The 19,074-nt window shown below is 49.4% G+C and carries 21 protein-coding genes and 1 riboswitch; of the genes, 8 read left to right on the forward strand and 13 right to left on the reverse strand.

What is annotated here, in order from left to right:
- Positions 1-3: 3 nt before the first annotated feature.
- Positions 4-975, reverse strand: coding sequence for an AAA family ATPase (locus ACI955_RS14050; protein WP_415244373.1), 972 nt, complete (start codon positions 973-975; stop codon positions 4-6).
- A gap of 394 nt (positions 976-1,369) precedes the next feature.
- Between ACI955_RS14050 and ACI955_RS14055 the strand changes: the two genes are divergently transcribed.
- Positions 1,370-1,621: a hypothetical protein gene (locus tag ACI955_RS14055; RefSeq protein WP_415244374.1), complete on the forward strand. Its 252-nt coding sequence runs from the start codon at positions 1,370-1,372 to the stop codon at positions 1,619-1,621.
- Between the two features lie 75 nt (positions 1,622-1,696).
- On the opposite strand, the gene ACI955_RS14060 is transcribed toward ACI955_RS14055, so the two are convergent.
- From ACI955_RS14060 to ACI955_RS14075, 4 genes are all read right to left on the reverse strand, one after another.
- Positions 1,697-1,915 (reverse strand): GDCCVxC domain-containing (seleno)protein, encoded by a 219-nt coding sequence (locus tag ACI955_RS14060; RefSeq protein ID WP_415244375.1) that lies wholly within the window; start codon positions 1,913-1,915, stop codon positions 1,697-1,699.
- Positions 1,897-2,280 carry a MerC family mercury resistance protein gene (locus ACI955_RS14065; RefSeq protein ID WP_415244376.1) on the reverse strand — a complete coding sequence of 128 codons (384 nt, stop codon included), beginning with the start codon at positions 2,278-2,280 and terminating at the stop codon, positions 1,897-1,899. Before ACI955_RS14065 ends, ACI955_RS14060 begins: the two co-directional genes overlap by 19 nt.
- 65 nt (positions 2,281-2,345) lie before the next feature.
- Positions 2,346-2,735 (reverse strand): MerR family transcriptional regulator, encoded by a 390-nt coding sequence (locus ACI955_RS14070; protein ID WP_415244377.1) that lies wholly within the window; start codon positions 2,733-2,735, stop codon positions 2,346-2,348.
- A gap of 345 nt (positions 2,736-3,080) precedes the next feature.
- Positions 3,081-4,856 (reverse strand): acyl-CoA dehydrogenase C-terminal domain-containing protein, encoded by a 1,776-nt coding sequence (locus ACI955_RS14075; RefSeq protein WP_415244378.1) that lies wholly within the window; start codon positions 4,854-4,856, stop codon positions 3,081-3,083.
- Positions 4,857-5,104: 248 nt separating this feature from the next.
- On the opposite strand from ACI955_RS14075, the gene ACI955_RS14080 reads away from it, so the two are divergent.
- Positions 5,105-5,338, forward strand: a complete 234-nt coding sequence (locus tag ACI955_RS14080; protein ID WP_415244379.1) for a ParA family protein — start codon at positions 5,105-5,107, stop codon at positions 5,336-5,338.
- Positions 5,339-5,342: 4 nt separating this feature from the next.
- Here the strand turns inward: ACI955_RS14080 and ACI955_RS14085 are convergent, their stop codons facing one another.
- The 8 genes from ACI955_RS14085 to ACI955_RS14120 form a co-directional block, all read right to left on the reverse strand.
- Positions 5,343-5,636 carry a DUF1330 domain-containing protein gene (locus ACI955_RS14085; protein WP_415244380.1) on the reverse strand — a complete coding sequence of 98 codons (294 nt, stop codon included), beginning with the start codon at positions 5,634-5,636 and terminating at the stop codon, positions 5,343-5,345.
- Positions 5,637-6,279: 643 nt separating this feature from the next.
- A complete protein-coding gene (locus tag ACI955_RS14090; protein WP_415244381.1) occupies positions 6,280-7,533 on the reverse strand; it encodes an MSMEG_0569 family flavin-dependent oxidoreductase in 1,254 nt (417 codons plus the stop codon).
- Between the two features lie 41 nt (positions 7,534-7,574).
- Complete coding sequence (locus ACI955_RS14095; RefSeq protein ID WP_415244382.1) at positions 7,575-7,862, reverse strand: MSMEG_0570 family nitrogen starvation response protein; 288 nt, start codon at positions 7,860-7,862, stop codon at positions 7,575-7,577.
- Positions 7,841-8,881, reverse strand: coding sequence for a sll0787 family AIR synthase-like protein (locus ACI955_RS14100; RefSeq protein ID WP_415244383.1), 1,041 nt, complete (start codon positions 8,879-8,881; stop codon positions 7,841-7,843). The genes ACI955_RS14095 and ACI955_RS14100 overlap by 22 nt, the downstream gene beginning before the upstream one ends.
- Positions 8,878-9,471, reverse strand: coding sequence for an MSMEG_0567/Sll0786 family nitrogen starvation N-acetyltransferase (locus tag ACI955_RS14105; protein ID WP_415244384.1), 594 nt, complete (start codon positions 9,469-9,471; stop codon positions 8,878-8,880). Before ACI955_RS14105 ends, ACI955_RS14100 begins: the two co-directional genes overlap by 4 nt.
- Positions 9,464-10,621, reverse strand: coding sequence for an MSMEG_0568 family radical SAM protein (locus tag ACI955_RS14110; protein ID WP_415244385.1), 1,158 nt, complete (start codon positions 10,619-10,621; stop codon positions 9,464-9,466). Before ACI955_RS14110 ends, ACI955_RS14105 begins: the two co-directional genes overlap by 8 nt.
- Positions 10,622-10,634: 13 nt before the next feature.
- The gene (locus ACI955_RS14115; protein WP_415244386.1) at positions 10,635-11,648 is read right to left on the reverse strand and encodes a nitrilase-related carbon-nitrogen hydrolase; all 1,014 of its coding nucleotides are present in this window, start codon (positions 11,646-11,648) and stop codon (positions 10,635-10,637) included.
- Between the two features lie 126 nt (positions 11,649-11,774).
- A complete protein-coding gene (locus tag ACI955_RS14120) occupies positions 11,775-12,257 on the reverse strand; it encodes an MSMEG_0572/Sll0783 family nitrogen starvation response protein (protein ID WP_415244387.1) in 483 nt (160 codons plus the stop codon).
- Positions 12,258-12,580: 323 nt separating this feature from the next.
- On the opposite strand from ACI955_RS14120, the gene ACI955_RS14125 reads away from it, so the two are divergent.
- From ACI955_RS14125 to ACI955_RS14150, 6 genes are all read left to right on the forward strand, one after another.
- Positions 12,581-14,491 (forward strand): sigma 54-interacting transcriptional regulator, encoded by a 1,911-nt coding sequence (locus tag ACI955_RS14125; RefSeq protein ID WP_415244388.1) that lies wholly within the window; start codon positions 12,581-12,583, stop codon positions 14,489-14,491.
- Positions 14,492-14,706: 215 nt separating this feature from the next.
- Positions 14,707-14,835: riboswitch (guanidine-I (ykkC/yxkD leader) on the forward strand.
- 61 nt (positions 14,836-14,896) lie between these two features.
- Complete coding sequence (locus ACI955_RS14130; RefSeq protein WP_415244416.1) at positions 14,897-15,940, forward strand: putative urea ABC transporter substrate-binding protein; 1,044 nt, start codon at positions 14,897-14,899, stop codon at positions 15,938-15,940.
- An 88-nt stretch (positions 15,941-16,028) separates the two neighbouring features.
- Positions 16,029-16,853, forward strand: a complete 825-nt coding sequence (locus tag ACI955_RS14135) for an ABC transporter permease (RefSeq protein WP_415244389.1) — start codon at positions 16,029-16,031, stop codon at positions 16,851-16,853.
- Positions 16,850-17,626 carry an ABC transporter ATP-binding protein gene (locus tag ACI955_RS14140; RefSeq protein WP_415244390.1) on the forward strand — a complete coding sequence of 259 codons (777 nt, stop codon included), beginning with the start codon at positions 16,850-16,852 and terminating at the stop codon, positions 17,624-17,626. The genes ACI955_RS14135 and ACI955_RS14140 overlap by 4 nt, the downstream gene beginning before the upstream one ends.
- Positions 17,627-17,629: 3 nt before the next feature.
- Entirely contained in the window at positions 17,630-18,340 is a 711-nt protein-coding gene (locus ACI955_RS14145; protein ID WP_415244391.1) for an urea amidolyase associated protein UAAP1, read from the forward strand.
- Positions 18,341-18,355: 15 nt separating this feature from the next.
- Positions 18,356-19,000, forward strand: a complete 645-nt coding sequence (locus ACI955_RS14150) for an urea amidolyase associated protein UAAP2 (protein WP_415244392.1) — start codon at positions 18,356-18,358, stop codon at positions 18,998-19,000.
- Positions 19,001-19,074: the final 74 nt, after the last annotated feature.

A 19,074-nucleotide genomic window follows, 5' to 3' on the forward strand; every position in this document is an offset into this window, starting at 1 on the left:
TTGTTATTTTTCGCGTGATATAGCAAGCTTTAAGTCTTTGACAGTTAGGAATTCCTGGCTGCGCAGGATCATTTTTTTAACGGCTCGGCGCACAATTCGCTCTATATCGGCACCGCTACGATTATTAAATAGCGAAAGCACTACACTTTCATCCAGCTCAAATTGACGGCGAACGCCGCGCAATTTAAGTGAAAGGATTTGCTGGATTTGCATGGTATCAGGTAAATGAAAGCCGACAGTTTCATCAAATCTACGCCAGATAGCGCTGTCCAATATCACTTCGTGATTGGTGGCAGCCAAAATCAGACTCTTACCCTGGTATGCGTCCATCATTTGCAAAACTGCATTCACTACGCGCCGCAGTTCTCCGTGCTCGCCTGAGTCCGAACGCTCTTTACCAATCGCATCAAACTCGTCAAACAACGCCACTGTTGGGTGCTCGGCAATAAAGTCAAAAACTTTACGTAAATTAGCCGCTGTTTCACCTAAGAATGAAGAAACCAGGGCGTCTAAACGCACAATGGCCAGTGGTAACTCCAATTCAAATGCAATCACTTCCGCCGCAAGCGTCTTCCCACATCCTGGAGGCCCATAAAAAAGAGCTTTACCTGTGGGTTTCATACCAAAGCTTCGCAGCACGTCAGCTCGACGATGCTCTTCCAGTAGCTCTTCAATGGCTGTCAGGCTCGGTTCTGGCAGTATCATTTCTTCCAGTGGGCGTTGGGCCTGCCTAATATCCAAGAGTGGCAGCCCACGCTCTTTATCGACGGGTGGCTCTGGTAGTTGCGTGCGCCCGGTAGCTTTCGTAGATTTTAAATGCTCGCCGTACAAAATCTGCTCAAGGTCATTTGCCAATAAATGGTGCTGTTTTTGACGCTCATCTTTGATTACCGACTCCGAGGCGCGACGAAACGCCTCAGAATCACCGCTGCTACCGGCTCTAATCAATTGCCTTAAGACTTTACCGTTTGCCATATCACGCCTCCTATCCCTCGCGTTTACTTTTTTCCGTATGCTTGGGCGGCAATTGTTGTAAATTTTGAGCCAATATATCAGATACGGCTCAGTAACTTAATCGTCACTTCATTTTTGACCGAAGTGAGGCGAGCTGCTAGTAATCTGCAAGCTTTCCACGCTTATTGCACTATCCATTTAGGGATATGCATAATCTGAGTGAAAAGCGAACCAAGTCTAGCCGGTTACCCAACGAATGAAGTCCGCTACGGGTCGATGGTAGTCTACCGTAGGAAAACAGCGACTGACCGCTATTGTGACACAGGGGCCTTTCATACCGCATGTCCTAGTCTGGTGATAAGCAAACGGTCAAATGTCCGCATAATACTGAATTAACAAAATTTGGAATCAGCCCATGTCTAGTAAAGGCTGGGAAGTCCAGATGGCATATTGGCGACTGTGGCGAAAGCCACGAACCAAAGTTAGAAACCTGATGAGTCGAGGCGTCCACGTACAAGCCGCAGTTGCGTGCCGCATTACCAGTAAAGGCGCGTGGCGCAGCTCTAAAACACCGGGGATTAATCAGGGATTATCCAATGCCCGATTAAAATCTCAGGGGCTTTATGAATTGCGCAATAGTTGGATCAATCTTCACCATTCTCAGTGAAAAACCGTGTGAGGATCCGCATGCAGGGTGTTGTGGGGGCTGAGGGTTAGAGACCGTCGGCTACCCGATTAGATGTCATAAGCCACAACACTCGCCTTCTTGTATTGGAGGACATTTTACAGTGCCAAAACTACAAAACACACAGCAATCTCCGGCGTTTGGTTTAAGTACTTTCTTACAGTTCTCGCAATCATAGAAATACTGGCAGGCATCCCTTGGCATTGTTTCGGTTTGAGCATGGCCACAGTGAGGACACTGAATTGTGGATTGAAGCACTACGCTGGTGTTTGGCATTGATTGCACCTTTTTAACTCAATGGTATTCCAAATGGCGGCAACAACCAGACCACCTAAACCAGCGTACAAAAGCCACGCGACCAGTGATACGTTATAAGCGTAAATGAGTGCCAGGACACTTATGATTGTTAGCGTTAAAGGTATAGCTCTATGGTGTTTTCTGAACGATAAGAATGCACCGACAGCAGCAATAACAGCAAACGCCTGTACGTAATAAATGATGTATCCCGAATATGGCAAAAGTGAGTTAAGACCAACAGCGCCCGCGACTGATGCTAAGAATGGGAGGCAGCAGGGCGCTGCGGCGGATACGGCTGAAATTACACTTCCAATTCCACCGATTGAATCTAGAGAGTTTTTCATATTCGCTTAAGGCTGACCTCAGGTATTAGACCGGGTCAGTATAGAGTCCGTACCTAGGTACGGCTTCAAGCCTTGGGATCAATTAAACTTTCGATGATTGGGCATCCCTCATAAGGTTGGGTTGACCGGCAACCTGCAACAGCTCGCTTTAATACCGACTGGATTCGAGAAAGGTCAGCTAATTTTTCATTAACCAACATGAGCTTACGATTCGCTAATTGCTCCGCTTCAGCACAATTGGAGGCAGAAAGGCTAAGCAGTGATTCAACTTCAGAAAGCGAAAACCCTAAAGCTTGGGCTCGTTTAATAAAGCGAAGCCTGTCCAGATGTTCAGAAACATAAATACGATTTTCGCCATATGGACGCTCTGGAATATCCAATAAGCCCCTACGCTGGTAATACCGAACGGTTTCGACCGATACCGTAGCTTCTCCAGCAAGCTCTCCGATTCTCATATAACTAGCCTTGGCATCTAACGCCCTGTTAAGGAGCAAGTTGTAGTTGGCTAAAATATGTAGCGGAGCCAGCCAACTGTAATTTGTCCGACAACATGCACTTGTTAGGCACATTTTTACCAATAATAATGCCATCAGAGTCTAGCGGCTTGGCAGCTGTGCGGGAAATTCATTTGCAGAATGGACATGCCTGCCAATCACTAAATCTGAAGTCAGTGATCATATAGTCGCCTTTAGGTTTTGGTGGATTGCTCCGGCGCCAATTTTCAATCCAGCAGACTAAGCCCCCAAACCAAAAAAGCCACGCAGTGCGTGGCTTGATTCAAAACATCCGGATTTAGAGGCTCACGCCGCCCAGTGATCGTCTCCCATATCCATCAGACTGCCCTTGCCGCTTTCGATATCGCTTAGCAACCAGTGAATTTCCGGCAGCAGCTTTTCAAAGTAGAAGCGGGCAGACACCAGCTTACTTTCCAGCAGCGGCTTGTTGCCCGCCCCGGCTGCAATCTGCTGGCTGGCAACGTTAGCCATGCGTGACCACATATAGCCAATAACCGTCAGAGCCATCAGGCGCAGGTACGGCGTGGCCGCAGCACCTGCCTGCTCTGGATCTTTTGGCGCGTTGGTTACCAGCCAAAGAGTGGCTTTTTCCAGCGAGCTTACAGCACCTTTCAGCTCATCGCGATGGGGTGCTTCCGGGTTGTCCTTCAGGTAGCTGGTAAGTACATCAAACAAGGTGCTCACAAGCCGCCCGCCTTTCAGACTTAGTTTTCGGCCCACTAAATCCAGCGCCTGTATGCCATTTGTACCTTCATAAATGCGCGCAATACGGCCATCGCGAACCAGTTGTTCCAGCGGCCAGTCGGTAGTAAAGCCAGAACCGCCCAGAACTTGCAGGCCGATGTTCGTATTGTTGGAGCCTTCGTCAGTCAAAAATGCCTTCACCACCGGAGTGAGCAGTTGCACCAGATCATCGGCGGATTCACGTACCGCCTCGTCCGGATGGGCAACCGAGAGATCAAGCTGGTGGCCGGCAAACAGGGCCATGGCACGCATGCCTTCGTTCAGAACTTTCTGACGCATCAGCATGCGGCGAACGTCCGGGTGCACAATAATCGGGTCGGCCGGGCCATCCGGGTTCTTCGCGCCGCTCATGGAACGGCCCTGCAGACGTTCGCGGGCAAATCCGAGGCTTTCCTGATAAGCCATCTCTGCCAGTCCAAGGCCCTGCATGCCCACCATCAGGCGTGCTTCATTCATCATCGTAAACATCGAACGCATGCCGTCGTTGGGCTCACCCACCAGCCAGCCTTTGGCACCCTCAAAATTCATAACGCAGGTCGCGGAGCCTTTAATGCCCATTTTGTGTTCCAGGCCACCACAGAACGCCGGATTGCGCTCACCAGACTCAGGCAGAACCTTGGGAACCACAAACAGCGAAATGCCTTTTGTGGTGTCCGGCGCGCCGGGCAGCTTTGCCAGTACCAGATGCACAATGTTGTCGGTCAGATCGTGTTCACCGCCGGTAATCCAGATTTTGGTGCCCTCAATGGCGTAGCTGCCATCTGAGTTGGGCGTGGCACGGGTGCGAATCAGACCCAAATCGGTACCACACTGGGGTTCGGTCAGGCACATGGTGCCCGTCCACTCGCCAGACACCAGCTTTTCCAGGTAGGTTTGTTTGAGCTCATCGGAACCGTGGGCGTACAGTGCGCTGATAGCACCATGGGTCAGCCCCGGGTACATGCCCAAAGACAGGTTGGTGGAGCAGACCATTTCGTCCACCACAAACTTAAGCGTATGGGGTAACCCCTGCCCGCCAAACTCCACCGGCGCATCCAGTGCAGTCCAGCCACCTTCCACAAACTTTTTATAAGCCGGTTTAAACGCGTCAGGCGTTGTCACAGCGTGGGTTTCGGGGTCGTAATGGCAGCCTTCGCGGTCACCGACTTGATTGGTCGGCTGAATCACTTCAGCCGCCAGTTTTCCAGCTTCTTCAATAACAGCGGAAATTAGATCCGGTGTGGCATCGGCGTATTTTTCCAGCTCATGAAGCCGGTCTACGCCCAGTACATCAAACAACAAAAAACGAAGATCATTTGCTGGGGCTTGGTATTTCATGAGCACTCTCCTAAATCGAATTCTTTGGTCTGGCAGATTAACGCTAACTTATACGACCGTTTTAATTTTGTGGTTCACCCCTTTATGACATATTTATACCCGTCCAAGATCCGGTTTTTTCTGCGTGCCAAGCTGATCTGTGTCGGTACGTGATCAGGCTGGGTCATAAAAGTGTCATCAGGCAGGACCAAGCGCCGGTTATCCTGTAAGTCTTAATTCATTGGAATCAATACATTAACAGGGCAGCAATGAGGATTATTGCGTTCTATAGCCCCAATGGCGGAGTTGGCAAAACAGCGGCAGCAGTGAACGTTGCATGCCTTGCAAGCAAGGACAACTGTCAAACTCTATTGTGGGATCTCGACCCTCAGGGCGCTTCCAGCTTTTATCTTTCCGGTGCAGAGCCGCTCAAAGGCAACAAGCTTTATTCGAGATTAAACCCCGAAACCACCATTTCAGATCAAAGGGCGTTAACCCTTTAATTGATCAATCTTCCAACGCCTTAACCATTATCGAGCTTAATCGACTACCCGCATTACGGTGCTTTGAAATTGCTTGATAAGCGTCAGATTGCATCCAAGCGAAGGCAGACTCTTTTGAGGGAAACTCAATAAGCACCGAGCGAGTAGCTTCCCACTCACCAGCAATAACTAACGGGTCTTCATCGACACTTAACAATTTACCGTCAAATTTTGAGAAGATCTCCTCAAATTGACTCTCATATTTATCGTATTCAGTGCGGTCAGTAATAGTTAGTCTAGAAAGAATGTATACAGTCATATTATTTTACTCGTTAGGATAATGGAGGTTAGATCTGAAGTAATAAATGCGTCGCTTTCTCAAATTGATCAAAAAACATTCACTCTAACCCTTTTAATTGTTGATTATTCAATTAACAGTTTTATTCAGACGACTTGCGCCACATATCACTTTGGCCCCCTTATCAAAATTGGGGCTTTAGCATGGATTTAAAAATATAAGGAGATTCAATGAGATGGCGGCTTCGCTATTTGCGAGTGCCCGAAAACGAAGATTAATACCATGATTTCTGCCAAACATTCCTTTCCGCTGATCATATCGCGTTTTTTAGAATTTTCAATGAGGTAAGTAGCGCGCCAATGTGTCAATGGGAAGTACTCTACTGTTCAAATGACTAAGCGATGTAGAAAGTGACTGACCACTATATTGCCAAGCTCCCCGATAGACCCTTACGTTTGTGAAAGCCCTTGCCGGGTATGCTCAGTTGAATATTAGAATACTAGCGTGGGCTGTAAGCATTAACTGCTTTCAGCCTTTTGGCAACACTGTAATGATTCGTGCTGTTAGGGTGAATTATGCGCACCGACGAAGGCCCATGATTTTTGCTGTTTATTAGGTGCGACTTTTAGCTTCTCTTACCGAATTTGAGGATTTAATTTCCCCCTTATCCGGTTTTGTATTGTTGAAGGCTTGCAGCTATGGCGTTGCAAATATGTTCCGCGTCTCGGCCAACATGATAGAAGCGGCCAGAACCCCATGTGTTCATCCAGTTTAAACCGACAAAGTATAGGCCGGGCTCTGGGCTAATACCGCGGCTTTGAATCGGTTGACCATTGTCTTTAAACACGGGTAATTTTAGCCAGCTGTAGTCAGAAGAAAAGCCAGTCGCCCACACCACGGCAGTTATTTTGCTTTGGTTTAGGTCGAGTTGCTCGCAGTGATAGGGTAGGAAGTCACTGTCAATATTGTCGTCAGCAGGTGCTTCAATACTATTTTCCTGAATATGGCGTTCAATACTGTCACGAATACGTTTTGCAACGGCGTCTGCATAGTTCAGGTTTGTTGCTAGGTCATTGTGGAACTGCAGTACCGCGGCATCGCAGCGCTTTAGTCGTCCGTAAAGCTGCATTCCCTGTTCGGCAAAGATCCGTAGATTAATATCTCGACCACCGTCACGGCCGGTCACGTAGTGGTTGGTGGCGTTGGGTGCATTGTCACCTTCTGGATGCTTGTCTATGGTGGTTTCGTAGTAATTCATAGCATCTAGCCAGTTCACCACGTCTTTGCCACGATAGCGGCGATTCACTCGTGGTGCGGTGCCAACACACAAGTGAACTTTACGGTCTTTTAAATGTAGATCCTCGGCGATTTGGCAGCCCGATTGGCCGGTGCCCACTACCATTATTTCACCCGCTGGTAGTTGCTCTGAATTCTTATAGTTGCTTGAGTGAATATGCTCTATGTGGTCGGGCATAGCGGTAGCGGCAGGGAGTATATTTGGCAGATGGTAGCTGCCACAGGCAATCACCACGTGGTCGGCGATGAACTGGCGAGTCGGCGTTTCGATAAAATAGCGACCGCCGTTTTTTTCTAGCCGGTTTACTGGACTATTAAAGAAGACCGGCGCGCGGGTGTAACGATAGTAGTTTTCTAAATACGCTATGACGTCATCTTTCACCATAAAGCCATCGGGATCATTGCCGCTATAGGGCATGCCGGGTAATTGGCACTGCCAGTTTGGCGTTACTAAGCAAAAACTATCCCAGCGTTGGCTACGCCAATTGGGCGCGATGCAATCGGACTTCTCCAGTATGAGATGATCAATATTTTGCTTGCTGAGCCAGTAACTTGTCGCTAGTCCGGCCTGACCTGCGCCGATAATAATGCTGCTGTAATGGTTTGTGCTTGTGGTGCTCATGATAAAATCCTGTGAATAGGAAATGATAACGTAGGCTGTTTCTAGCTAAGGCTAAGTACTGAAACCTCACCCTGAATGTCGCGTTCTTTAAGCGAATTTAATTTCTGTAGTAATTTTTCTAGTTCGGCAGATGAGGCGCTGCATGAAAACCCATAGCGCTGTCGGACGCGCTCTGATGCCTGATGCATGGTTCGCTTACAGCGGCTAGAAAAATCTTGCTGGCTGTAGCTGCTGCCAGCACTGAGATGTTGGTGGATGATTGTTGAGGGTGAGTAATATTGTCCTTGCTCTCCATCTGGCCAGCTCACTATGAAATTGACGGCGGGCATAGTTCAGCTCCCATATTGGTGAGTTTTTCGGAATTGAGATCCCAAAAAGTAGCCCGGCTGCCTCCGTAGTCGAGTTCGATGACAGCGCTGTCATTGATACTGCCGACGGGTGTGCAATTAAGGTGGCTGTGTTGAAAGAACTGTATGAGAGGCGTTACCTGGTTGGCCTCTGCGACCAGCAAAAAGCCAAAACTTTGGAAGGTTTTTAGCCAGCGCAATAAATCACCGCGTGGTCTAGGCACGGCGCTTAGATCGAGAGTCGCGCCGCAGCCGGTGAGTTCCAGCATCATGATTAAGGTGCCTAGAATGCCGCCGTTACTAATATCTTTTGCGGCAGTTGCTAAACCGCGCTCGGCAAGCTCAGCGGGTAGCTGCCACTGCAGGCGAATTTGTTCTGGGCTTTTACCACCAATACAGTCCCAGTAGGCTTGGTTGCCATGCCAGTTGCCGTTCAAATCGCTAAGAATGAATAGACGTTGTCCTGGACGGAGGTGATGGCAGGACAGTAGTCGCCGAGCAAAGCCGGTAATGGCGACGGCTAGGCCGGGTCGATAGCCCGTGTTAATACTGCTGTGACCGCCTGCGAAATGCAGCCCAAAGACGTCGCAGGCGCGTTTTATATTATGCAGCAGGGTTTTACTGGCTTCGTCGTCAAAGTGCCAGAAGGCGTTGACGATCGCGTTGGCGCGTCCACCCATTGCGGCAATATCACTGACGTTAACCATCACCGATGACCATCCGGCGGCCTTTGGGTCGTCGGCAACAAATTCAGGCAACATGCCCTCCATTGCCAGTAGTTGGTATCCATCGCCCGAGGCGAAGGCAGCGCAATCATCACCGGGTTGGGCGTAGCGTTCGACCATATTGTCTGCGGCCGGGCTCAGTGCGGCGGCGTAACGAATAGTGCGTTTGGCTTGAATTTCAGGCAGGGTGCGAAGTGCAGTGATTAAGTCGGCAAGTTCGACATCGGCAATGGCGCGATCAATGGTAAATGCAGGCCGTCTGTTTAAAGGTCTCATGCCATTGTCCTTTCTGGATCGTTGATCTCCGGCGCCGGCAGACAGGTTAATGGGTAGGCTGACAAGTCCGCGTACATCAATTTGTGTGGGCGGCCGGCAATATTTTTTTCGTCGATTTGTCGCCAGTGCAGACCTTCAAAATAGCTCACATTCTGCAATTGCACGTAGGCGCGAAAATGTGTACAACCCAAGAGTTTGGCTCTGCTGACGGCGGTGTTTATTAGTGTTTTGCCGATATTGCGGTGACCGCGATAGTCTTTAGCCACACAAAGCCGGCCACCAAACCAGAGATTGGGGTAGCTGGCATCGTTCACTTGAAATATGCGCACCGCGCCGATGACGTCGTCACTCATGCCACAGTTGCTGGCCAGCGCAACGATGGCTGTCGCTTTAAAATCATCGCCGTCTTGCTCGCGGGTGAGCAGCTGCTGCTCGTCGATGAATACCCGTTCACGCAGAGTGAAATAGCGTTGGCGCTCCCAATTGCTGGTGGCGAGTTTGACCTTGAGTTCCGTTGCGCGAAACCTTTTAAAGGTTTGCTCATCAAAAGCGTAGTGCAGGCGGCGACTAGAAATAATTTCTTTAGGCATGGGCGATCTCCATGACTTGCTGGTTATCCGGCTGTGGCATTGATGGGCTTTCGTATTTCTTCAAGCTGGAGCAGGCACCGCATTTGGCGCAGCCGGCTTTGGTATTTGCCGACTGTATGCCGCTTGCTGAAAGCGCGGGACCGAGCTGTAAAAAAATCCGATCGAGCATTGCGCCATCGGGTATGGGGTAATTTTGTAGCGGCGTACCCGCTACGGGTACAAAGGGAACTACAAACGGATAGACCCCCATGTTAATAAGGCGTAAACCCATGTCGATAATTTCGTCTTCGGTATCACCTAAGCCGGCCAATATATAGGTGCTCACATTGCCACGACCAAAAATATTGACTGCGGTTTTGAATGCCGACATATAGCGACTAAGTGGCACGCTGGCTTTACCCGGCATAATTCGTTGGCGAACCCGATCACTAACAGCCTCTAAGTGCATACCAAGGGCATCGGTTCCCGCCTCTTTGAGACGGTAAAGCCAAACGTCATCTGCGGGCGGCTCACATTGCGCTTGAATAGGGATGTTGACGCTGGCTTTTACCGCCAAAATCGACTCAACCAGAACCGCTGCGCCGCGGTCACTGGTTTTGGGTGTGCCTGTGGTCATTATCATCTGCGTTATGCCGTCTAGTTCAACCGCTGCTTTGGCGACCTCGGCCAGCTGTGCCGGTGTCTTGTGGGCGATGGTTTTACCGGTGACAAGAGATTCTTCAATAGCGCAGAACTGACAGGACGTGTCTCGATTGCGATAGCGAACACAGGTTTGCAACACCGTTGTGGCCAGTACGTCCTTGCTGTGCAAGGTTGCTATCTGTGAGTAAGGCACGCCGTCGGCGGTGCTGAGTGCATAAAATCGAGGCGTGCCCGGTGCGACGGCTTTGGCGATTAGCGTGCCTTGATCAAAAATCAGTACCTGATCGCTGCTCTCGTCTAATTGGGCGCTGTAGGGTGAGTCGGAAACCTGGCTATTAAATAGGGGGATCATGGCGGTTTCACCTTCAAAACTGAGTGCCTTGTGATCGGTGGGCCCCGCGCCTCCGCTGCGGGCTAGTCCCAGTTTGTCGCCGTTTAGCCAGCGTAAACCGCGGGTTTGTAACTGGCTTAATTGAGCGCCGGATAACGTGCCTATTTTTTGTGTCATAAAGCGGTCTCCCTCAAGCCGATGTGGACAGTGATTTGTTGTTTACTAGTGGGTTTTCGACGATTTCTTGCACATCTGTATGCGCATCAGCAGACGCCATATTTTGCATATGTGGGCGTGGGGTTTTATTGATCAGAAGACTGAGTAGTTCTGGGCGGCTGTAGTGGCCGACTGAGTCCATCATGCGTTTACGTTTAGCGATAAGGGCTTTATCTAAACTGGCAATACAGGCACCCTCACCACTGTCACTGCGTAGAGTGTCGCCAAGTAATCGCCCCTCGGGAGAGACAATGGCGGTAAAGCAGCCGCCGCTGATTGCCGCGAGCGGGCCGCCGGTATCGACGACGATTTGCTGCTGCTGCGCGGGGCTTAACCAGCTGGTTGCGTTAATAACAAAGCAGCCAGATTCAAGGGCGTGATTGCGTATGGTCACTTCGATTTGCTCGGCAAAGATTTCTCCCACCAAGGAGCCAGGAAACATCGCAACATGAAATTCTTCGTGATCTGCCATGAGGGCGTATCGTGCCAAGGGATTGAAATGTTCCCAGCAGGCCAGCGAGCCCACCCTGCCAATGGCGGTGTCTACTGCTGATAATCCCGAGCCGTCACCTTGTCCCCAGATCATGCGCTCGTGATAAGTGGGGGTGATTTTGCGCCGGTGTTGAACTAGGCGGCCATCGCTATCGAACAGCAGTTGGGCGTTGTAGAGGGTGTGGCCGTCCAGTTCATTGATGCCGACGGAGACAACCATACCGGCTTTGGCGGCGGCCGCCGCTATTCGATCTGTGTGAACCGAGGGTACGACGACTGATTCGCGCATTAACTGCAGGTGTTGTTTACCCATGTTTACCGGCGACTGGATAAAAGAAAAATAAGGGTAGTAGGGGACGACTGTTTCCGGAAATACGGCCATCTGCACACCCTGTTTACCTAAGTCGGCAATCCATGTGCAAATTTTAGAGACGGTGCCTTCGCAGGAATACAGCACTGGACTACATTGTACGGCTGCGGCAAGTATGTCGGTCATAGTTATCCCTGTTACTTTGCTGTGACTCGGTCAATAGATAATTATGTAAACCATCTATTTCCGATTTTTGAAACTCAGCTCGCGCGGTGTATTCTCATCAGCGCGAGCTGAGTTTGCTGGGTACTTTTAAGAGGTCCAGGTGTGGACAGTAAAGGCCTTTTCTCTCGCCATAAGAAGCTGGAGATCCATTACATCTAAGGGATTGATCGGACGAATTCCCTCAATTAATGCTTTTTCTGTTTGGCCATACAGCGCCTGCAAAGCGAAGCGACAGGCATAGACTTCACCGCCTTCTTCCATGAACGCTTTCAGTTGGTTGTTGCAGGCTAGGTGACCGGGGAAAGCTTCTGCGCCGAGTGTTGGAAAGCCGCGTTGTATGCCTAATTGCACGCCGGGGCCGTAGAGCAAAATTTTCGTTTCAAAGCCTTTTCTCAGCAGGCGCTTGGCTTGCAGTAAATTGACTAAGCCGATGGAGCCCTCAAAGGCAATGGTGTGAAAGGTGAGCAGGGCTTTGGCACCCGGATCGGCTTGCACGTCTTCAAAAACTTTTTCTTCGTAATCGACCAAAAAGTCGCCATCTTTGTAATGGGGTATTTCCACAGTAGGCATCGTTGTTTCCTCTAGTTTTCGTAGGCTTGTTGATGACAGAGGCAGGAGGTGATTAGTAACCGCCTTCCGCCGCTACCCGCCTTTGTTAAAGCGAATGCCGTGCCGGAATTTTGCTGGGCCCGAAATAATTTGGTTAATATTTTTTTTCTTATAGAAAACATAGTCTTAAAAAATAGTGATTTTGAGATCGTATTTTTGATGGATATTTTCGATATATTTTTCACGACGCATTTGCAGTTTTCTACGCAAAGGAGTAGTTAAAGTGTACGCAATTGCGTAGATTATCGAGGTTGATGGTGTGCTTGATGACATGAGGGAAAACCATGTTTGATTTGTCAGATTCTAATGATGAATGGGGTAAGTTGGCCTACGGGATGCGCAATGTGGCATTCGAGCAATGCTCTGAACCCTTGATGCTGTTAGATCCCGCTAATAATCGTTACGTGGACTGTAATATTGCCGCCAGCGACCTCCTTGGCTTCAGTCGCCAGGAAATTTTAGGGATGCCTGTATCGGCCATTCACGGGCAAGAGCTGGGCCAGCTGATTGTATTTACCGAGCAGGTGCTCGCTCAGGGCAAGGCGTGGAGTAATCGGATCTCCTGTCGGCTGAAGAACAATGAGCGAATTCCGGTGGAGCTGTCCGGTGCCAGGGCAATTATTAAGCGCAAGGAATACCTGGTTGTTGCAATACGCGATGTGCCATCCACTGAGCGCAGTCGCAATAATGCTAAGGCAGACGGGTTGGTGCGCGGCGGCCTGCTGGAGTGGAAGCACCTGCAGAGTATTTTTCAGCAGAGTGAGCGCGAAAATTTATTGATGCTGACCTCGGTGGGCGACGGTATTTACTGCGTGGATACTGACGGCTTATGTAATTTTATGAATCCCGCTGCGATGCGTTTGTTTGGTCGCGGCGACAGCGATGTGCTGGGACATAATGTTCACTACGTTCACCATCATACTCACGAGGACGGCAGTCACTACCCGGTTGAAGAGTGCCCAATTTACGCGGCAATTCGCGATGGCGTTGTTCGCGAAGGGTTTAAAGAAGTATTTTGGAAGCATGACGGCACACCCTTTCCTGTTGAATTCACCAGTACACCAATTATTCAAGACAGCAAAATTATCGGGGCGGTCGTCGTCTTCCGCGACATCAGTGAGCGTCAACGAACTGAGAAAAAATTGCGCGATGCGCTGAAAGAATTGAAAGAGCTTAAATCTCGACTTGAGGATGAAAACGCATATTTGCAGCAGGAATTTCTCATTGAACAGCGCTACAGCGGCATAATCGGCGAAAGTGCCAGTGTGCGCCGGTTGCTCCAACAGATTGATATGGTTGCGCAAACCGATGCTAACGTGCTGATTACCGGCGAATCCGGTACTGGCAAGGAATTGATTGCCCGCGCCATTCATGAGGCTAGCGAACGTCGGGATAAACCGATGATTCGAGTGAATTGTGCGGCAATTCCTCGTGAACTATTTGAGAGCGAATTCTTTGGACATATTCGGGGCGCGTTTACTGGGGCGGTGCGAGATCGTATTGGCCGCTTTGAATTAGCAAACGGTGGTACTTTGTTTCTGGATGAGGTTGGCGAAATTCCGCTGGAATTACAAAGCAAATTGCTGCGTGTTTTGCAGGAGGGACAGCTTGAACGAGTGGGTGAAGAGCGTACCCGCGATGTAAAAGTTAGGCTAATCGCAGCCACCAACAAAGATTTAAAACAGGAAGTTGTAAAGCAGCGATTCAGAGAAGATTTATATTTCCGCTTAAATGTGTTTCCCATTCACTCGCCGCCACTTCGGGAGCGGGGCAGTGATGTAGCGGTGCTGGCCAGTCACTTTCTGGAACAGGCGTGTCAAAAGTTCGGTCAGCACAACGCGCGGTTACGACAAGTCGATTTAAGACTGTTGCAGCAGTACCCTTGGCCGGGAAATGTTCGAGAGTTACAGAATGTGATGGAGCGCGCAGCGATCACTTCTCGCCATGGCCGGACCGTCATTGACCTGCCAAGTACCGGCAGTGCGCAAAATGTGGCAACGGCTACCGGCAATGATGAAGCCGTGGTTTTGTCTGACGACGAAATGCAGGGGAAATTACGGGCAAACATGTTGGCGGCTTTAGAGCAGACGGATTGGAAGTTGTTTGGTGACGACGGTGCAGCGGCGCTGCTAGGTATGAAACCAACGACCTTAGCATCGCGGATTAAGCGTATGGGGTTGAGTCGAAACGTTTAATTATTCGGATACTGGCGGTAAAGCCAAGTAGTGGAATTGGTTTATTTTGGTGCCTATCAGGCTTCATGTTGGTGCGATAATTCTGTGTGGTGCTGATTGGGATGTCAGGTGATTCTCCTAAAAGCTCATAGAACGGCGTTTTATTTGGCTTGGCACGAACCTTGTATTAACTAATATGTCCGCACTCTTGGTTGTATTGGACGAATTACAATTTGAAAATGGAAAGCTAGGGTTCCGATCTCAATTACTGTTGAGGTGACTGGTCCGAGAGCTTTCGACCTTCGGCGCGTTTAGCAGCACTGCTAAATCACAAGGTTACACGGCGGGATAAAAGCCCGGGAGACGATCGGTGATATTCGCCAGGAGTGCTCTATGAATCTGTGTAAAACCGCTGGAGGTTTACTTATGAAGCGAATTGCCGCTTTACTGCTTACCCTGACGTTTTCGTCGTTCTCTGCTGCCGCTACCGACAGCTTCAAAATTTGTTGGTCAATTTACGTAGGTTGGATGCCTTGGGGCTATGGCGCCGAGCAAAAAATTGTCGATAAGTGGGCTAAAAAATACGACCTTAATATAGACGTCGTACAAATCAACGATTACATCGAATCTATTAACCAATATACCACTGGCGAGTTTGCCGCCTGTGCCATGACCAATATGGACGCTCTGACTATCCCTGCTGCCGGTGGTGTTGATAGCACTGCCTTAATTGTGGGCGATTTCTCCAACGGTAATGACGCCGTGGTACTCAAGGGTTACCAAGAGCTTAAGGACATCAAGGGCCAGCAGGTCAACTTGGTTGAGCTAAGTGTCTCGCATTACCTGCTCGCTCGCGGCTTAGAAAGTGTGGGTATGACTGAGGCGGATGTTACCGTTGTTAATACCTCAGACGCTGATATGGTTGCGGTATTCCCCACCGCCAGTGTTACTTCGGTGGCGACTTGGAATCCTCTGCTAAGTGAAATCATGAGTATGCCTGGCTCGAATAAGGTCTTCGATTCTTCGATGATCCCCGGCGAAATCATTGATCTGTTAGTTATCAATACCGACATCCTTAAAGCGAATCCGAATCTGGGTAAAGCGCTGACCGGTGCTTGGTATGAAATCATGGCTACTATGAGTGACGTGGGAAAAGCAGGTATTGATGCTCGTACTGAAATGGGCATTGCCTCTGGTACCGATTTAGCCGGTTATGAATCGCAGCTCGCCAGCACCAAAATGTTTTACACCCCAGCCAGCGCGGTTGAATTTACCAACAGCGTAGCACTCAAAGCCACCATGAAAAGTGTTGCAGAGTTCTCCTTTAAACACGGTCTCTTGGGTAACGGTGCACCAGACGCCGGATTTATTGGTATAGAAACAGCAGCGGGGGTGTTTGGTAATAGCAAAAATATTAAGCTCCGTTTTGACCCTAGCTATATGCAAATGGCCGCTGACGGCAACTTGTAAGACGGTTTTGCTAGCCATGTATGGTGATGATTTAAACAGGATCGCGGCGCGTGGTTAGCAAATTTTATAATAAGGAATGTAGCTAATAATGAAACGACTCATCAATTTTACACCCTCACGGATATGGAGAATTGGTTTAGCTCTGCTGCCATTTGCGGCAATTTTATTGCTATATATTTCCGCGTCAGACGCGCGACTTGCTGAAAACGCCGCTGATAAATTACTACCCAGTTTTGCCAAAATGAGCGATGCAATTCAACGTCTAGCATTTGAACCAAGCAAGCGCACCGGCGATTATTTGTTTTGGCAAGATACTCTCAGCAGTTTACAGCGTCTGGGTTTGGGTATGCTTATTGCCGCGTCACTGGGTATGTTCTTTGGCTTGATGACCGGCGCCTTGCCAGTATTAAATGCCGGTTTTGCCCCACTGCTCACTACGATATCGCTGGTGCCGCCCATGGCCTTACTGCCAGTGTTATTTATTGTATTCGGATTGGGTGAGGTCTCTAAGGTGGCGCTCATTGCCATCGGTGTGACTCCCTTTATTGCCAGAGAGATTCAAAAGCGTGCCCTGGAAATTCCCCGTGAACAGTTGGTAAAAGCACAAACCTTGGGGGCTAATAGTGGCCAGATTATTTTGCGGGTACTAATACCCCAGTTAATGCCAAGACTGATCGATGCCGTGCGGCTGTCATTGGGTACGGCGTGGTTATTCCTTATTGCTGCGGAGGCGATTGCATCAACAGACGGCTTGGGCTACCGGGTATTTTTAGTGCGTCGCTACCTTTCCATGGATATTATTTTGCCTTATGTGGCATGGATTACGCTGCTAGCTTTCACCATCGATTATCTGCTTGCCAAGCTCAGTCGCACAGCCTTTCCGTGGCACGCTCAGCAGGAAGGTAAGTCATGATCGAAATTAATAATATTTGGAAACGCTACGGCGATAATGTCATTTTAGAAAATATTTCTGCCTCGGTAAAAGAGGGCGAGTTCATCACTCTGGTTGGCGCGTCGGGTTGTGGTAAAAGTACATTTTTAAAAATGCTTCTGGGTAATGAAACGCCATCGCAGGGTAGTATTTTACTCGATGGTAAACCTATTCCCACGGAGCCTGATGCCGATCGTGGCGTGGTTTTTCAACAGTATTCGGTGTTTCCACATTTAAGTGTTTTAGAAAACGTGGCGATTGCCCGGGCCTTCGAAAAAACCAAATTTGGGTTTCTCTGGGGCAGTGCTAAAAAAGCCGCACAGGCAGAGGCGGCCGAGCTGCTAAATATTGTTGGTCTTAGTCACATGCAGCAGCGTTACCCAGATGAACTCTCTGGCGGTATGCGTCAGCGTTTAGCGATTGCTCAGGCCTTAATTTTAAAGCCGCGCATTCTCTTGCTAGACGAACCTTTTGGCGCGCTTGACCCCGGTATTCGTGCAGATATGCACGAGTTGGTACTGGATCTATGGAGTAGACATAAGCTCACTATATTTATGGTTACCCACGATTTAAAAGAGGGCTTTCATTTGGGAACTCGATTGTGGGTGTTTGATAAACGGCGGGTAGATGCACAAGCACCTAATGCCTACGGCGCAGGGATTACTTATGATCTGCCAGTGGGAGAGTGTGCCCAAGAATTACTCGATGAAATTGACGAGAGTTTGATGGAGCCTGAACCGGCGGAGTACGTTTAAAAAATGCAAAATTATGCAACATTACTACCCGCTGGCGGTCATTGGTCTGTCGAGCTCCGGCGGGGTACTCAGATCACCTTGCGTAATCTAGATGGCGGTGGCAATGCGGCTATGCTGTTTTATAACCCGCGCAATTTATTGGAGCGTTACAACGCCCCAGACACACTCAAGTGTCAGCACACGTTTAAACTCACCCAAGGTCATTGCTTGTATTCTGATATGGGACGGATTTTTGCATCTGTTATTAGTGATGACAGCGGCTGGCATGACACTGTGTGTGGTAATAGTCACGCGGCTCAAGTGGCAGATCGCTGGGGTGCACGTAATTATCAAAGCGACCGCAATGACTGGCACCAAAATGGCTACGATGCCTTTTTAACCGAGTTGGCAAAGTACGGCTTGGGTGGCGCGGACATGGCGGCCAATATCAACTGGTTTAGCAAAGTGGTGACCAATGTCGACGGCGATATGTCGCTGGCAGAGCATGGTAGCGCCGCAGGCAGTAGCGTTAGGCTGCGACTTGAGATGGACGCCTTAGTATTGATACATGCCTGCCCGCATCCCCTGCAGCAGGCGGAGCAATATCCCCGCCATCGTATTGGTATTGAGCTGGGTTTATCCGAGCCGATGATTGACGACGATATATGTCTGAATCACTGTGACGAAAACCGTCGCGGTTTTACAAATAATGCCTTGTATTACCTAGGCAGCTGAGAAGAGGGCTGCATTATGATTAAAGAAAGTGACTTGCTGGCAGCAGCGGCGGTATTTCGTGAAGTGGTATTGGCGGGTGATTACTATCTAGGTAAAGTCAGCGCCGGACAAGTTTTAAGATTATTAGATTTAGAGGGTAATCAGGCGGCGGACACATTATTTTATTGTGCGGATGATCCCGCCGAACGATACAGTGTCACCGATACTATCCGTGAGCAGGGCAATGTGTATTTGACGGCGGGCTCAATACTGCGCAGCAATAAAAATCACCCCATGCTGGAAATTGTTGCTGACACCTGTGGCCGCCACGATACCCTCGGTGGCGCCTGTGCCACCGAGAGCAATACCGTGCGCTACGATCTGGAAAAACGCTGTATGCACGCCTGCCGTGACAGCTGGATGTTGGCCATTGCCGAAAAACCAGAATACGGTTTAAGCAAGCGCGATATTACCCACAATATCAATTTCTTTATGAATGTTCCGGTCACCGCCGATGGCGGCCTGAGCTTTGCCGATGGTATTTCCGGTGCCGGCAAATACGTGGAGCTGAAGGCCTTAGTTGATGTTTATGTACTGATCTCTAATTGCCCCCAGTTGAATAACCCCTGTAATGCCTTCAACCCCACGCCAATTGAATATTTAGTGTGGGATGCAGCCTGAGCGCAGTATAAACATTGTTTTGTTAACGCTTCAGTGGACGACCGCTGTCGTATAGCACAACGGGACGGCCCGTT

It is taken from the genome of Zhongshania sp. (assembly GCF_047636175.1).
Lineage (GTDB): Bacteria > Pseudomonadota > Gammaproteobacteria > Pseudomonadales > Spongiibacteraceae > Spongiibacter.

Bases quoted from the DNA above. Each gene is read 5' to 3' on its own strand.
- ACI955_RS14050 (WP_415244373.1), bottom strand. From the start codon at position 975: ATGGCAAACGGTAAAGTCTTAAGGCAATTGATTAGAGCCGGTAGCAGC.
- ACI955_RS14075 (WP_415244378.1), bottom strand. From the start codon at position 4,856: ATGAAATACCAAGCCCCAGCAAATGATCTTCGTTTTTTGTTGTTTGAT.
- ACI955_RS14115 (WP_415244386.1), bottom strand. From the start codon at position 11,648: ATGACCGACATACTTGCCGCAGCCGTACAATGTAGTCCAGTGCTGTAT.
- ACI955_RS14135 (WP_415244389.1), top strand. From the start codon at position 16,029: ATGAAACGACTCATCAATTTTACACCCTCACGGATATGGAGAATTGGT.
- ACI955_RS14095 (WP_415244382.1), bottom strand. From the start codon at position 7,862: ATGCCCGCCGTCAATTTCATAGTGAGCTGGCCAGATGGAGAGCAAGGA.
- ACI955_RS14100 (WP_415244383.1), bottom strand. From the start codon at position 8,881: ATGAGACCTTTAAACAGACGGCCTGCATTTACCATTGATCGCGCCATT.
- ACI955_RS14065 (WP_415244376.1), bottom strand. From the start codon at position 2,280: ATGAAAAACTCTCTAGATTCAATCGGTGGAATTGGAAGTGTAATTTCA.
- ACI955_RS14070 (WP_415244377.1), bottom strand. From the start codon at position 2,735: ATGAGAATCGGAGAGCTTGCTGGAGAAGCTACGGTATCGGTCGAAACC.
- ACI955_RS14085 (WP_415244380.1), bottom strand. From the start codon at position 5,636: ATGACTGTATACATTCTTTCTAGACTAACTATTACTGACCGCACTGAA.
- ACI955_RS14145 (WP_415244391.1), top strand. From the start codon at position 17,630: ATGCAAAATTATGCAACATTACTACCCGCTGGCGGTCATTGGTCTGTC.
- ACI955_RS14130 (WP_415244416.1), top strand. From the start codon at position 14,897: ATGAAGCGAATTGCCGCTTTACTGCTTACCCTGACGTTTTCGTCGTTC.
- ACI955_RS14140 (WP_415244390.1), top strand. From the start codon at position 16,850: ATGATCGAAATTAATAATATTTGGAAACGCTACGGCGATAATGTCATT.
- ACI955_RS14060 (WP_415244375.1), bottom strand. From the start codon at position 1,915: ATGCCAAACACCAGCGTAGTGCTTCAATCCACAATTCAGTGTCCTCAC.
- ACI955_RS14110 (WP_415244385.1), bottom strand. From the start codon at position 10,621: ATGACACAAAAAATAGGCACGTTATCCGGCGCTCAATTAAGCCAGTTA.
- ACI955_RS14080 (WP_415244379.1), top strand. From the start codon at position 5,105: ATGAGGATTATTGCGTTCTATAGCCCCAATGGCGGAGTTGGCAAAACA.
- ACI955_RS14120 (WP_415244387.1), bottom strand. From the start codon at position 12,257: ATGCCTACTGTGGAAATACCCCATTACAAAGATGGCGACTTTTTGGTC.
- ACI955_RS14055 (WP_415244374.1), top strand. From the start codon at position 1,370: ATGTCTAGTAAAGGCTGGGAAGTCCAGATGGCATATTGGCGACTGTGG.
- ACI955_RS14125 (WP_415244388.1), top strand. From the start codon at position 12,581: ATGTTTGATTTGTCAGATTCTAATGATGAATGGGGTAAGTTGGCCTAC.
- ACI955_RS14090 (WP_415244381.1), bottom strand. From the start codon at position 7,533: ATGAGCACCACAAGCACAAACCATTACAGCAGCATTATTATCGGCGCA.
- ACI955_RS14150 (WP_415244392.1), top strand. From the start codon at position 18,356: ATGATTAAAGAAAGTGACTTGCTGGCAGCAGCGGCGGTATTTCGTGAA.
- ACI955_RS14105 (WP_415244384.1), bottom strand. From the start codon at position 9,471: ATGCCTAAAGAAATTATTTCTAGTCGCCGCCTGCACTACGCTTTTGAT.